Annotated in this window: 10 protein-coding genes; 8 read left to right on the forward strand and 2 right to left on the reverse strand. The window is 69.5% G+C overall.

The window, feature by feature from the left end; genetic code table 11:
- Positions 1-17: 17 nt before the first annotated feature.
- A complete protein-coding gene (locus ACTRO_RS35400) occupies positions 18-2,384 on the reverse strand; it encodes an RICIN domain-containing protein (RefSeq protein WP_051451877.1) in 2,367 nt (788 codons plus the stop codon).
- A 236-nt stretch (positions 2,385-2,620) separates the two neighbouring features.
- On the opposite strand from ACTRO_RS35400, the gene ACTRO_RS35405 reads away from it, so the two are divergent.
- Together ACTRO_RS35405 and ACTRO_RS35410 are read left to right on the forward strand one after the other, a co-directional pair.
- Complete coding sequence (locus tag ACTRO_RS35405) at positions 2,621-3,805, forward strand: ROK family transcriptional regulator (protein WP_034270255.1); 1,185 nt, start codon at positions 2,621-2,623, stop codon at positions 3,803-3,805.
- Between the two features lie 26 nt (positions 3,806-3,831).
- On the forward strand, positions 3,832-4,407 hold the full coding sequence (locus ACTRO_RS35410) for a P-loop nucleotide/nucleoside kinase family protein (protein ID WP_034270256.1): 576 nt from the start codon (positions 3,832-3,834) through the stop codon (positions 4,405-4,407).
- Here the strand turns inward: ACTRO_RS35410 and ACTRO_RS35415 are convergent.
- Positions 4,379-5,824: a glycoside hydrolase family 30 protein gene (locus ACTRO_RS35415; RefSeq protein ID WP_051451878.1), complete on the reverse strand. Its 1,446-nt coding sequence runs from the start codon at positions 5,822-5,824 to the stop codon at positions 4,379-4,381. The genes ACTRO_RS35410 and ACTRO_RS35415 overlap by 29 nt on opposite strands.
- A gap of 572 nt (positions 5,825-6,396) precedes the next feature.
- Here ACTRO_RS35415 and ACTRO_RS35420 point away from each other — a divergent pair.
- The 6 genes from ACTRO_RS35420 (at position 6,397) to ACTRO_RS35445 (ending at position 13,864) form a co-directional block, all read left to right on the forward strand.
- The gene (locus ACTRO_RS35420) at positions 6,397-7,524 is read left to right on the forward strand and encodes a LacI family DNA-binding transcriptional regulator (protein WP_051451879.1); all 1,128 of its coding nucleotides are present in this window, start codon (positions 6,397-6,399) and stop codon (positions 7,522-7,524) included.
- 7 nt (positions 7,525-7,531) lie between these two features.
- Entirely contained in the window at positions 7,532-8,521 is a 990-nt protein-coding gene (locus tag ACTRO_RS35425; RefSeq protein WP_034270258.1) for an ABC transporter permease, read from the forward strand.
- Between the two features lie 4 nt (positions 8,522-8,525).
- Positions 8,526-9,530, forward strand: coding sequence for an ABC transporter permease (locus ACTRO_RS35430; protein ID WP_051451880.1), 1,005 nt, complete (start codon positions 8,526-8,528; stop codon positions 9,528-9,530).
- A gap of 92 nt (positions 9,531-9,622) precedes the next feature.
- Positions 9,623-10,699 carry an oligopeptide/dipeptide ABC transporter ATP-binding protein gene (locus ACTRO_RS35435; RefSeq protein WP_051452589.1) on the forward strand — a complete coding sequence of 359 codons (1,077 nt, stop codon included), beginning with the start codon at positions 9,623-9,625 and terminating at the stop codon, positions 10,697-10,699.
- Positions 10,696-11,733: an ABC transporter ATP-binding protein gene (locus ACTRO_RS35440; protein ID WP_051451881.1), complete on the forward strand. Its 1,038-nt coding sequence runs from the start codon at positions 10,696-10,698 to the stop codon at positions 11,731-11,733. Before ACTRO_RS35435 ends, ACTRO_RS35440 begins: the two co-directional genes overlap by 4 nt.
- A gap of 397 nt (positions 11,734-12,130) precedes the next feature.
- A complete protein-coding gene (locus ACTRO_RS35445; RefSeq protein WP_084316762.1) occupies positions 12,131-13,864 on the forward strand; it encodes an ABC transporter substrate-binding protein in 1,734 nt (577 codons plus the stop codon).
- Positions 13,865-13,932 lie beyond the last annotated feature (68 nt).

Here is a 13,932-nt window from a genome sequence, read left to right on the forward strand (position 1 = left end):
GTGATGTTCTTCCCGTATCAGCTCTGGACGAGCGCGAAGGTCTGGGCGGAGTCGGTGGACGAGCACGCCCACTGCTGCATCTGCGCGCCCGCCGTGGTCGAGGTGTTGGTCACGTCGAGGCATTCGGATCCGCTGTTCTGCGCAGCGAATTCGTAGTCGCCTCCTGAGACGGCCTGAGCCGCCCAGGTCTGGTTGGACGAGCCGGTCGAGCTCCAGATCTGGATCACCGTGCCGTTCGCCGTCGCGCCCGTGCCGCCGGTCACGTCCCACACCTCGGTGGACGAGGCCTGATTCGCCACGTGGTAGGCGCCGCTGCCGTTCGAGACGAACTGCCACAGCTGTGACGCAGCACCCGTACACGGCTCCTGCACCAGCACGGTGCCGTTCGCCGTTCCGCTGCCGGAGGGCTGGACGCACATGCCGCTGTGGGCGTTCTTCACCTCGTACCAGGCCGAGGTGCTGATCCCGCCGCCGGTCGTGCCGGAAGACTGCACGAGCGCGAAGGACTGCGCCGCGTCTGCGGACGAGCACGCCCACTGCTGCATCTGCGCGCCGGCCGCGGTCGAGGTACCCGTCACGTCGAGGCATTCGGATCCGCTGTTCTGCGCGGCGAACTCGTAGTTGCCATTGGAAAGCTGATTCGCTGCCCAGGTCTGGTTGGACGAGCCGCCGTTGCTCCAGATCTGGATCGCCGTGCCGTTCGCCGTCGCGCCGGTTCCGCCGGTCACGTCCCATACCTCACTGGTAGCAGCCTGATTCGCTACGTGGTAGGCGCCGCTGCCGTTCGACTGGAACTGCCAGAGCTGCGCCGCGGATCCGGTGCACGGCTCCTGCACCAGCACGGTGCCGTTCGCGGTGCCGCCGCCCGACGGCTGCACGCACAGTCCGCTGTCGGCGTTCTTCACCTCGTACCAGGCCGAGGTGTTGATCGAGGAGCCGCCGCCGGTGGACGTCCCGGTCGGAGCGGTGGGCCAGGTGAAGGTGGCTACCGCGCCGGCCGGCAGCGTGTAGCTGAAGGACTGGCCGTTCTCCGAGACGCCGAAGGTGTGCGAGTTCGAGGTGTCGGAGTTGAGCACGACCATGGCGGTGGAACCGTCGGGGTTCTGGAACGCCACGTCCTGCACACCGCCCGAGCCGAAGCTGTTCGAGCCGATCCGCACCGCGCCCGGCTTCACGAACTTGCTGACCTGGCCGAGTGCGTAGTACTCCGCGTTGTACGACGCGCTGCCGGACGAGTTGTTCACCGTCACCAGCGCGGTGCACGTGGTGCAGTTCATGCTCGGGCCGCCGCTCGGGTCCAGCGCCATGTTCCAGGTCACCACCGACTTCGCGTAGTTGCGGATACCGCTGATGACGAGGTTGGCCACCTCCCAGTCCAGCGTGTCGGAGAAGGTGTTCGCAGTGTTCGAGGACTGGCTGCCGGAGCACTCGGTCTCGTAGACGCCGTACGACGGGTAGAGCGCCTCGACCGTGGACTGCGCGCTCGGGTCGCCGGAGTAGCAGTGCCAGGCGACGCCGCTGACGTACTGGGCCGAGGACGAGTTGCCGAGGATGGTCTCCGGGAAGCTCGGGTCGTTCCAGTTGTGGTCGTAGGCCAGGATCCCGGTGCTAAGCCCGGCCGACTTGATCGCCGGTCCGAGGTTGTCGGCGATGAAGCTCTGCTCCTGGGCAGCGGTGAAGGTCGAGCCAGGGTAGTTCGAGGGCGAATATTCGGGCTCGTTCTGCGCTGTGACGTAGGAGATCGGCACGCCCGCGGCCTTGTACGCCTGCAGGAACTTGACCATGTAGTTGGCGAAGTACTGGTAGTCGGCGGAGTTGAGGCTGCCGCCGATCATCGAGCCGCTGCTCTTCATCCAGCCCGGCGGACTCCACGGTGTGGCCATGATCGTGGTCTGCGGGTCGAGCTGCAGGGCCTGCTGCAGGATCGGGATGATGTAGGAGTCGTCGTGCGAGATCGAGAAGCCGGTGAGGTTCGGATCGGTCTGCCCGGACGCGACGTCGTCGTAGCTGTAGAGCGACCGGGCGAAGTCCGAGGCGCCGATCGGCTGGCGCAGGAAGTCGAGGCCGATGCCCGAGTTCGGGTCGAACAGCTTGCTCATGATCGTGTTGCGCTGCGGCGAGTTGTACACCAGCCAGGCGGACGAGTCGGTGAACGAGGCGCCGAACCCGGTCATGGTCTGGTAGGTGCTGCTCGGGCTGACCGTGATGACCTGGCTCTGCGAGCTCGCGCCGGGGCTGAAGCTGGTGCCGCCCTGCTGCGCGAGCAGCTGGCTCTGGTTCGTCGTGGTCTCCCACACCGAGACCGCGGGCGAGGCGGCCTGCGCGGGGGCCGCGGACAGCGCGACGCCGAAGCAGCCGGCGAGGCCGAGCGCGGCGGCCGTCACCGTCGCCCCGAACCTCCGCCGGGGACGGTCTTCGGGGCCTGGTACCGATCTACGCATCGTGACTCCCTTGTCGAGGCGCGGGCGGCCGGCGGGTACGGCCGCGTCCGGCAGGGAACTTATTGCGTGCTCTTATTGCCGTCAAGAGTTCAAATCCGTTGTGTATTAAGCCTTTGAACGGCAGAATGGGGCCCGGCCGCCCATCGCCCTCCCACCCTGCCGAGGGGTACCTTCTGACCATGACCGCAGCAGTTCCGGAACCCGCGGCGCTCTCGGCGCGGCGCCGCCGCACCCGCGAGCAGCTGCTCGCCGTGCTGGCCGGGCACGACGCGCTCAGCCGGGCCGAGCTGGCGCAGCTGACCGGGCTCTCCCGCAGCGCGGTCGGCGCCTGCGTGGCCGACCTGGTGGAGCAGGGCCTGGTCGGCGAGGGTCCGGCGGAAGACCGGCCGGCCGCGGGACCGGGCCGCCCGGCCTCCGTGGTGCGGCTGCGCCGCGGGGCCGGGATCGTGCTCGGACTGGACTTCGGCCACACCCACGTGACCGCCGCCGTCGCCGACACCGAAGGCCGGATTCTGGCCGAACGCGGCGAAATCCTGGACGTGGACGGCAAGCCCCAGGACGCCATGGACTCCGGCGCCCGGCTGGCCCTCGAAGCGCTCGCCCAAGCCGGCTACGCGATGCACGAGGTCGTCGGCGCGGCGGCCGGCATACCCGGCCCCATCGACGTACGCACCAGCGTCGTGCGCGAGCCGACCATCCTCGCGTCGTGGATCGGCCTCGATCCCGAAGCCGAGCTGGGCGCGCGCCTGCAGCGCGAGGTGGCGGTGGCCAACGACGCGGACATGGGCGCGTGGGCCGAGCGGATGTACGGCGCCGGCCGCGGCATCGACGACCTCGTCTACGTCAAGGCCTCACACGGCATAGGCGCCGGCCTCATCCTCGGCGGCCGCCCGTACCGCGGCGCGACCGGGATCGCCGGGGAGATCGGCCACACGCAGCTGCCCGGCGCGATCAACTGGTGCCGCTGCGGCAACCAGGGCTGCCTGGAGACGGTGGTCTCGGTCGGCGCGGTGCGGCGGCGCCTCGAGCACGTGCTCGGCGGCGCGGCCGAGCACCTGCCGCCGATGGCCGAGCTCGCCGCGTCCCCCGCCGCGGCCCGGGTCCTGACCGACGCCGGACGCACGATCGGCCGCGTGCTGGCCGACCTCATCAATTGCCTGAATCCGGCCGCGGTCGTGCTCGGCGGCGAACTCGGCGAAGCTGGCGACCCGCTGGTGGCCGGCGTGCGCGAGTCGATCGACCGCCACGCCGGTCAGGCCGGCGCCGGCGCGGTCGACGTGCTCGCCGGCCGGCTCGGCACCCGCGCCGAGTTGCTCGGCGCCGTCGCCACCGCCATCCGGCTGCGCAACGATGCGCATATATAGAGGCGCGCTCTGCGACGATCGACGACGTGACGCGACCACCGGCACTGATCATCGTGAGCGGCCCGCCCGGCGCGGGCAAGACGACGCTGGCCCACGCCCTGGCCGACGCACTCGGCTGGCCGGCGCTATGCCGTGACGAGATCAAAGAGCGCATGGTGGCGACGGCGTCAGCTCCGGCCGATGAGTTGAACCTCAAGACGCTCGAGGTCTTCTTCCGACGCATGGGAGAACTCGTCCACGCGGGAACGGATCTCGTGGCGGAGGCGGCATTTCAGGACCGGCTCTGGCGCCCGAACCTCGGACCGTTCACCGGCCGCGCCGACCTCCGCGTCATCCGCTGCGTCGTCGATCCCGTAGTCGCGCGGCTGCGCATCACCCGCAGGGCCGCGCGAGAACCCGCGCGCGCCGCTCACGCGGACGAAGAACTCTTACAGCGCATCGAACGCGGCGAACGGCCGATCGATTCCTGGGTCCCGATCGCGCTCGACCTTCCCTGCTTGCACGTGGACACCACCGCGGACTGGCGACCGCCGCTGAGCCGGATCATCGACTTCGTGCGCGCGGATCGGCCCGTCACCCCGCCGCCGGAAGCTCAAGCGTGACAAGCGAACCGGCCGGCAGTGTGACGACGACCGAGCCCGCACCCGTCGCCGCCACCTCGACGTCCCGCTCCCGCTCGCCTTGGTTGTGCACAAGCACGACCAAGCACCCGCCGGGGCCCGGGTTGCGGAACGCGACCGAGAGCACGTCCTCGCTCCCGTCCTCAGCGGACTCCACTGTCTCGGCGGTCTCGACCGTCTCGCTGGAAACGCACAGCGCGCCCGGGCGCACGAAGCGGGACAGGTGCGCCAGCGCGTAGTACTCGGCGTTGGGCGTGATCCGGCCATCGTCCTCGACCGTCACCAGGCCGGAGAAGTCGGTGTAGCCGTTGGCGTGTGGGCCTCCGCTGGGGTCTAGGGCGAGGTTCCAGGTCACCACGGTGCGCGCCCAGTTGCGGGTGGCACCGATGACGACGTTGCGGGCGTGCCAGCGCAGGGTGTCGGAGAATGCCTTGGCGTCCGAGTCCGCGGAGCCGCGGGAGCCGGAGCACTCGGTGAAGTAGACGTCCTTGAACGGGAAACGGTTCTTCAGCGCGCTCTGTGCCTCCGCGCCGCCGAAATAGCAGTGGAACGCCGTGCCCGCGATCCATTGCGCCGTCTCCGGATCGGCCAGCAGCGCCTCGGGGTAGTCCCGCTCCGTCGGCTCCCCGGAGGGCACCGCGGCGAGGTCGTCCGGGTGCATCGCCCAGTTGTGGTCGTAGCCGATGACTCGGACGTGGCCCCTCCCTGCGCTCCGCAGCCGCCGGCCGAGCGCCTGAATCAGCTTCCTAGCCTGCTCGACGCCGAGGTGCATGCCGGGCACGTCCGGATTCCGGTTCTGCGGCTCGTTCTGCGGCGTGAGCGCGTAGATCGGCACGCCGGCGTCGCCGTACGCCTCCACGAAGGCGGTCAGATAGCGGGCGTACGCCTCGTAATAGCGGGGCGCGTCGATGAGTTCGCCGCCGACGAGCGACCCGCTGGTCTTCATCCAGGCCGGCGCGCTCCACGGCGTGCCGATCACCCGCAGGTCGCCGTTGATCGCGCGGGCACGGCGCAGCAGCGGCAGGATCTCGGCCTCGTCGTGCTGGATGCTGAAGTGCGCCAGTTCGAAGTCGGTCTGGCCGGAGGGCATGTCGTCGTAGGTGTAGTACCGGGTTCCGGCGACGAACGCGGACGAGCCGATCGGCTGGCGCAGTACGCTCAGGCCGATTCCGGTGCGGGGTGAGAACAACTGCTCCAGCGCCGCCTCGCGCTCCTCCTGCGGCAGCCGGGCCAGGAGCGAGGCGGAGGACTCGGTCAGCGACGCGCCGCAGCCCAGGAACGTCTGGCGGGCCCGTGATTCGTCCACCACGACCCGCAGGTCGGCGCGGCCGGACCCGGTCTCCCAAGGCGCCAGCAACGCCGATGCGTCCGGCGTCGTGATCCATGCGGCGCGCTCCATGTCCGCCTGCCTCCTTCAGGTGGAGGGCTGTAGTCTTTCGGGCCCGGCCGGGGCGTGTAAAGAGGCCGGGCGCCGAGCGGCGGCGGGCCCGGGACGAGGGAGAAGTCCGATTCGCCGTGAACGCCCCGGTTTTCGGACTTTCACGCGAGGATGCTGGCTGAAACGACGGCGTACGGCGACGCGCGAAGCTCACGTAACGATGCGAAAACCTCGGCCGGGCCCCGGGATCGGACCCATCGGGCCAGCTGAGCGCGTGTTCTGATCCGTAATCAGTGCCCAGATCCGAGGCCTCCGGAACCGGTACCGGCATCACAGCGAGGTAACATTCGCTCGGCCCCCGTCCATCCGGTCTTGCGTAAGCGTTTACCCGGCGATACGGTTCAGCACGCCGCACAGGGAAGCGCTTACGGAAACGCTTCCTCGCTCAGGTTCCGATCATTAAGATCCATTTGTTCCGACGTTGACGCCGGTCCGCCGGCACCGACGATGTCTGCGAGATCGTGGAAACATTCAGAACTTGCCACTCCGCCCCGGAGAAGGCAGCCGAGCAGGGGACGGGAGGTGCTAGGGCAGTGACCGCGGACGAGTCCCACCCGTCGCACGGGCGCAAGCCCACACCCTCGTTGACCATCTACGACGTCGCGCGCACGGCCGGAGTCTCGATCGCCTCCGTCTCCCGCGTGCTCAACGGGCACTCCACCCCGAGGCCGGAGACCAGGGACCGGGTGCTGCGCGCCGTGCAGGAGCTCGGCTTCGTCCCGGACGGCGCCGCGCGCGCCCTCTCCAGCCGGCTCAAGGAGGTCGTCTCGGTGGTCTTCCGCCGTCCGCGCGCCGAACCGGCCGCCGACGCGGAGTTCGACGACGAGGCCGACAGCCTCGTCTTCATGGACGTGCTCAACCGCGGTATCGAGGTCGCCGCCCAGCTCGAGGGCTTCGATCTGCTGCTCAGCTCGGTCGACGTGCACGAGCACAGCCCCGGCGGCAAGGTCGCCAAGCTGGCCGGCAAGAGCGACGGGATCATCCTGCACGACCGTGTGCTCAACCCCAACGGCGTGATCCGGCTGGCCGACCGCATCCCGGTCGTCACGCTGGCTGGCTCGCCCACCCGGGCCAGCGTCAACATCGGCGGCGACAACCCCGCCGGCATGCGCGATCTGGCCCGGCACGTCCTCGGGGACCACGGCTACGACTCCATCGCCTACCTCTCCGGCCACGCCGACAGCCCCGACAACCTCGCCCGCGGCAAAGCGGTGCGCGAGGTGGCCGAGGAGTTCGGCGTCCCGTTCGAGGACGGACCCAACTGGTACGGCGAGTACTCGGCAGCCGGCGGCGCGCGGGTCGTGCGCAGGCTGATCGAGGAGGGCGGACGCATCCCCCGGGTGATCTGCTGCGCCAACGACCAGTCCGCCCTCGGCGTCATCAACGAGCTGCGACGGCGCGGTCTGAAGGTTCCGGACGACGTCGCCGTCACCGGCTTCGACGACATCGCTGTGGCCCGCCACGTGAGCCCCTCCCTGACCACGGTGCGCCAGCCGATCGAACGGCTCGGCGCGCTCGCGTTCGAAACCCTGTACACCATGATCAGCGGGGAGCGGCCGGCGGAACGCCAGATCGTCCTGCCGGTCCAGGTCGTGCTCCGGTCCAGCTGCGGCTGCCGGCCCGAATCCGCGCCCGCCGTCGGCGCCCATTCCGTGAGGTGACACCAGGATGCCCCTGCTGATACGAAGGATCGGCTTCTATCTGATCGCCGCGTACGTGGCGATCACGCTGGACTTCTTCATACCCCGGATGCTGCCGGGTGATGCGCTCGACGCGATCATCGCGCAGATGCGCACGAATGTGACGCCGCAACAGCTGGCCGCGATGGCCTCGCAGTACGGCGTCGACAGCAAGGAGAGCCTGCTCTCGCAGTACTTCACCTACATCGGCCACACGGTCTCCGGCAACCTCGGCTTCTCGGTCTCGAAGCAGGTCCCGGTCTCCACGGTGCTCGGCGGCGACCTGCCCTGGACCATCGGCCTGATCGGGTCGGCCACCGTGGTGGCCTTCGTCCTCGGCACCCTGATCGGCGTGATGGCCGGCTGGCGGCGCGGCGGACTGCTGGACGCGATCGTCCCGGTCTCCACGTTCTTCCAGGCCATCCCGTACTTCGTGCTCGGCCTGCTGCTGCTGATCGTGTTCGCCTCCGACCTGCACTGGTTCCCGATCGGCGGCGGGTACGACACCACCAGCCGGTACGTCACCTATGTGCAGGGCTGGAACTGGCCGTACATGTCCAGCGTGCTCCAGCACCTGGTGCTGCCCGGGGTGACGGTGGTGCTCGCCTCGATCGCGGGCTGGATCGTGGGCATGCGCAACATGATGATCACCACCATGGACGAGGACTACGTCCTGGTCGCCGCGGCCAAGGGGCTGCGCAAGGCCAAGGTGATCAGCATCGCGGCGCGCAACGCCATCCTGCCGACGATCTCCAACTTCACGCTCTCCATCAGCCTCGTGGTCACCGGCGCGATCCTGGTCGAAGTGGTCTTCGACTACCCCGGCGTCGGCTACGAGATGTTCAACGCGGTCACCGGCGCCGACTACCCGCTGATCCAGGGAATCCTGATCATCGTCACGTTCGCGGTGCTGGCCGCGAACTTCCTGGCCGACCTGGCCTACGTCGCCCTCGACCCCCGCTCGCGCAGAGAGGCCTGATCCGATGACCTCGACTCTTCCGACCGAGGCCGTGACGGGCGGTGGCTCGGCCACGCCCGCCGCACCGGCCCGCCGCAAGCGCCGCCGCTTCCCGATCAAGGTCCAGGTCGGCGCGTTCATCACGCTCTTCTTCATCGTCCTGGCGCTGTTCGGCCCCGAGCTCGCGCCGCACACCGCGGCCTGGGTGAACAACTCCACCAACGGCGTGCCGCAGGCCCCGAGCGGCAAGCTCTGGCTCGGCACGGACAACACGCAGCACGACCTGTACTCGCAGCTGCTGATCGGCTCCCGCTCCACCCTGCTGATCTCGTTCCTGGCCGGCATCTTCGCCACCGTGCTCTCGGTCGCGGTCGGCGTCACCTCCGGCTACCTGGGCGGAGTGACCGACGAGGTCCTCTCGATCATCACCAACATCTTCCTGGCCCTGCCGGGCCTGCTGATCCTGATGGTGATCATCAGCCCCCTGCCGGCCGGGGACAAGAGCAACTCGATGGTGATCGGCATCGTGGTCGCGATCAGCTCCTGGGCCTACGGCGCCCGGGCGCTGCGGGCGCAGACGCTGTCGCTGCGGGACCAGGACTACGTGGTCTCGGCCCGGGTGATCGGCGAGCGCAGGCCGCGCATCGTCATCTTCGAGATCCTGCCGAACCTGCTGCCGATCGTGGCCGCGTCCTTCATCTTCACCGTGATCTACGGCATGGGCGTGTACGTCGCGCTGTGCTACCTCGGTGTGGTCAGCCCGGCCTCCGGCTCCTGGGGCACCATGCTCGAGACCGCCCAGGCCAACGGCGCGATCGAGGCTAACCAGTGGTGGTGGTACCTGCCGCCGGCCCTGTGCGTGGCGCTGGTCGGCATCGGCCTGGCCCTGCTCAACTTCGGCATCGACGAGATCATCAACCCGCGTATCCGCTCGAGCCGGTCCAAGCGCCGGGACGTGAAGTTCCAGCTCGGCCTGACGCCGGTCGTGCGCGCCCAGACGACGCCCGTGGTGGAAGGGGAGCAGCTGTGACCACCGCTTCGACCTCCCGGGCCGGCGGCTACGCCGGTCCCACGCTCGGCGAGCCCGTGCTCGAGGTGCGCAACCTGTGCATCGACTACGGCATGCCCGAGGACGGCGGCGTGCGCGCCGTCACCGATGTCAGCTTCACCCTGCGGCGCGGCGAGGTGCTCGGCCTGGCCGGCGAGTCCGGCTCGGGCAAGTCCACGCTGGCCTACGCGATCCCCCGGCTGCTGCGCGCACCGGGCGTGATCACCGGCGGCGAGGTGCTCTTCCACCAGCGTCCGGCCGGCGGCGGCGAGCCGCAGACCGTGGACATGCTGGCGGCGGACGCCGGGATCCTGTCCGGGATCCGCTGGGTGGACCTGTCCATGGTGTTCCAGAGCGCGATGCACGCGCTCAACCCGGTGGCCCGGATCGACAGCCAGCTGACCGACGTGGTGCGCCGGCACCGTCCGGACTGGACCGCGGCGCAGCGCAAGGACCGCGCGGTCGAGCTGCTGCACATGGTCGGCATCAGCGAGGACCGACTGCGTTCCTACCCGCACGAGCTGTCCGGCGGCATGCGCCAGCGTGTGATGATCGCGATGGCCCTCGCGCTCGAGCCGAGCCTGGTCATCATGGACGAGCCGACCACCGCGCTGGACGTGGTGACCCAGCGGGAGATCCTCGAGGAGCTCATGGGGCTGCGCGAGCGGCTGGGCTTCGCGGTCATCTTCATCACCCACGACCTCTCGCTGCTGCTCGAACTGGCCGACACCATCGCGATCATGTACGCGGGCCGGCTGGTGGAGATGGCCTCGGCCGCCGAGCTGGTGCGCTCCCCGCGCCACCCGTACAGCCACGGCCTGCTCAACTCCTTCCCGGCGCTGCACGGCGAGAAGGTGCGGATGGTCGGCATCCCGGGCTCCCCGCCGTCGCTGCGGGCGATGCCCTCGGGCTGCAAGTTCCACCTGCGCTGCCCGCACGTGGCCGAGGCCTGCAAGACGGCCGAGCCGCGGCTGGCCCACCCGATCGGCTCGCGCAGCGACCGCACCGTCGCCTGCACCCTGCAGGACGGCACCCGCACTCCCCCGGCCGCGCTCGCCCTGCCCGACCCGGACGCGACCCCCGCCCGGCACGCGGCGGTCATCCCCGCGGCAGACCCCCGCACGAACCTCACCGTGGGAGACCTCTCATGAACGACGCCACGACGCCCGCGGTGGTGCACGGACCCAAGCGCCCGGGCACCGCGGCCCTCGAGGCCCGCGGGGTCACCAAGCACTTCCCGGTGGGACGCGGCCGGGTGGTGCACGCGGTCGAGGAGATCTCGATCGCGCTGCCCGAGGCCACCGTCACCGCCGTGGTGGGCGAGTCCGGCTCCGGCAAGTCGACCCTGGCCCGCCTGCTCACCGGCCTGATCAAGCCGACCTCGGGCACGCTGCTGCTGGACGGCAAGCCGGTGGGCACCAGCGCCCGGGCGCTGCGCGCGTACACCAGCGACGTGCACCTGGTGCTGCAGGACCCGTTCTCCTCGCTCAACTCGGCGCACCGGATCGGCTACCACATCGAGCGTCCGCTCAAGCTGCACACCAAGCTGCGCGGCGCCGAGCTCGAGGCGAAGGTGGTGGAGCTGCTCGATCGGGTCTCGCTCAGCCCCGGCGCCGAGTTCGCGGCGAAGTACCCGCACGAGCTCTCCGGCGGACAGCGCCAGCGCGTCGCCATCGCCCGCGGCCTGGCCGTGCGCCCCCGGGTGCTGCTGGCCGACGAGCCGGTGTCCATGCTCGACGTCTCCATCCGGCTCGGCGTGCTCAACCTGTTCGACGAGCTGCGCGAGAACGAGCGGCTGGCGATCCTGTACGTCACCCACGACATCGCCTCGGCCCGCTACCTGGCCGACACCATCGTGGTCATGTACGCGGGCCAGGTGGTCGAGTCCGGCCCGGCCGAGCAGATCACCGACGACCCGCAGCACCCTTACACCCAGCTGCTGCTGAGCGCGGCGCCCGACCCGGGCCGCGAGCAGGTGCCGGAGCTGCGCGGCCGCGGCGCCCCGCCGAGCCTGGTCAACCCGCCCAGCGGCTGCCGGTTCCACCCGCGCTGCCCGTTCGCGATGGCGGTGTGCAAGGAGCAGACCCCGCCGCCGCTGCCGGTCGGCAACGACCAGGTCGCCGCGTGCTGGCTGCACAGCCCGGAGCACCGGGCCGAGGCGGCCGAGGCCACCGCGCGGGTCTGAGACCGAAGAGATCTCGCATCACGGAACGAGCGCACCGCCGCACGACGCTTCGAGTACCAAGGCATCACCGCACCACCGCACGACGCTTCGAGTACCAAGGCACCACCGCACCACCACCGAGAACTTTCGATTCGACGAGGGAGAGCGGCGTGAAAGCCCTTTCTGTACGTCCAGGAACGCCGGGGTCCAAGCGGCCCGGCGTCGTCCGCCCCCCGCCTCGGGGGGCGGACGACCGGCCGCGGAGCGGGAGAGACTCCCGCCTTCGGCCGCGCACCGACCACGGAGCGGGCCGATGGCAGTCGAAACCGCCCCGCACAACTCCATACAGCACACCTATAGCAGTGGTTGCTCAGGACTGGCCGGCATCGGAGCCGGTCGGATATAGGGAGCGTACATAATGACACGCAGGACAACCACCACGGGGATCACGCTCGCTGCGGCGGCGTGCCTCGCCTTGGCGGCTTGCTCTTCGAGCGGCAGTCCCACTGGGGGCGGCAGCAGCAGCAAGGGTGGCGGCAGCAACGCGAACACCGCCCTCATCATCGAGGACGCGACCGCCTCGACCGCCTACACGAACAACTTCAACCCGTTCGACGCCGGCGACTTCGTGCTCAGTGAGAACACCGTCTCGTTCATGTACGAGCCGCTCATGATGATCAACACGCTGAAGTCGACCCAGCCGCCGATTCCGTGGCTGGCCCAGAAGTTCGACTGGACCAACAACGGCAGGACGCTGACCATCTCGCTGAACCCGAACGCGAAGTGGTCCGACGGCTCGGCCCTGACCTCGGCGGACGTGGCCTTCACCTACCAGATGGTGACGACCGCGAAGAACTCCGCGATGAACCTGCAGGGCATCCCGGCGGCGGCCTCGATCACCGAGCCGAGCGCGACTCAGGTCGTGATCAACTACGCGACCTCCGAGTCGGCGAACTACGTCGCGATCGCCGACCAGGTGATCGTGCAGAAGGCGCAGTGGTCCGCGATCTCCAACCCGGCGAAGTACGTGCTGCCGGGCGCCCAGGCCGTGGGCTCCGGCCCGTACGAGCTGGACACCTTCAGCGGCCAGGACGTCAAGTACAAGGCCAACCCGAGCTACTGGCAGGGTGCGCCGAAGGTCAAGGAACTGTCGATCCCGCTGTACACCAGCAACGACGCCGCTTCCCTGGCCCTGTCCGCCGGCAACATCGACCTCGCCGGCAACGACATCAACAACGTGCTGAGCACGTTCGTGAACAAGGACCCGGCGCACAACCACCTCTACCAGTCGGCGGCCCCGTACTTCCCGGCCTCCAACACGGTGAGCCTCCTGCTCAACACCCAGTCGAAGACGGAGCCGGCTCTGGGCGACGTCAACGTCCGCAAGGCGCTCAGCGCCGCGCTGGACCGGCAGTCCATGGCCACGCAGTGTGAGACCAACTACGAGCTGCCGGCGACCTCGTCCGGCGGTCTGACCCTGCCGATCGACCAGGCGGCCGAGAACCCGGCCACCACCGCTGACATCAAGTCCGGCCCGGACTCGGCGACCGTCACCTCCGACATGCAGGCGGCGGGCTACACCCTGACCAACGGCAAGTGGATGAAGGCCGGCAAGGGGATCACCTTCTCGATCATCGACCCGAACACCTTCAGCGACTACTGGTGCGACGCCCAGGCCATGGCGACCGGTCTGACCAAGGCCGGCTTCAACGTGACCGCCTCCGGCAACTACACGTACGACACCTGGACCCAGGCGATCACCACCGGTAACTTCACCGCGGCCCTGCACTGGGGCCAGGGTTCGACCCCGTTCCAGCGTGACCAGTTCATCCTGGACTACACCCAGTCGGCGCCGGAAGGCTCCGCGGCGGCCGGCGACTACGACCGCTACACCAGCGCCGACGCGACCAAGGCCGTCAAGGACTACGAGTCGGCCACGAGCGCCCAGGACCAGCAGGCCGCTCTGAACGAGATGCAGTCGGTGTTCTCGAAGGACATGCCCGCCATCCCGGTGCTCTACGGGGCCGCGTGGTACGAGTACAACGACTCGCACTTCACCGGCTGGCCCACTTCGGCGAACCCGTACATCAACCCGTCGCCGCAGTACCAGGCCTACGAGTACCTCGTGTGGAACCTCACCCCGGTCTCGTAATCGCTTAACCGAGTCCGCCCCGGATCCGCGCAGCCGCACTCTGCGCGGACCCGGGGCTCCTCTTGCCA

It is taken from the genome of Actinospica robiniae DSM 44927 (assembly GCF_000504285.1).
GTDB lineage: Bacteria > Actinomycetota > Actinomycetes > Streptomycetales > Catenulisporaceae > Actinospica > Actinospica robiniae.

Coding starts and splice junctions, on each gene's coding strand:
- ACTRO_RS35415 (WP_051451878.1), bottom strand. CDS start 5,824: ATGGAGCGCGCCGCATGGATCACGACGCCGGACGCATCGGCGTTGCTG.
- ACTRO_RS35425 (WP_034270258.1), top strand. CDS start 7,532: ATGCCCCTGCTGATACGAAGGATCGGCTTCTATCTGATCGCCGCGTAC.
- ACTRO_RS35405 (WP_034270255.1), top strand. CDS start 2,621: ATGACCGCAGCAGTTCCGGAACCCGCGGCGCTCTCGGCGCGGCGCCGC.
- ACTRO_RS35445 (WP_084316762.1), top strand. CDS start 12,131: ATGACACGCAGGACAACCACCACGGGGATCACGCTCGCTGCGGCGGCG.
- ACTRO_RS35440 (WP_051451881.1), top strand. CDS start 10,696: ATGAACGACGCCACGACGCCCGCGGTGGTGCACGGACCCAAGCGCCCG.
- ACTRO_RS35435 (WP_051452589.1), top strand. CDS start 9,623: ATGCCCGAGGACGGCGGCGTGCGCGCCGTCACCGATGTCAGCTTCACC.
- ACTRO_RS35430 (WP_051451880.1), top strand. CDS start 8,526: ATGACCTCGACTCTTCCGACCGAGGCCGTGACGGGCGGTGGCTCGGCC.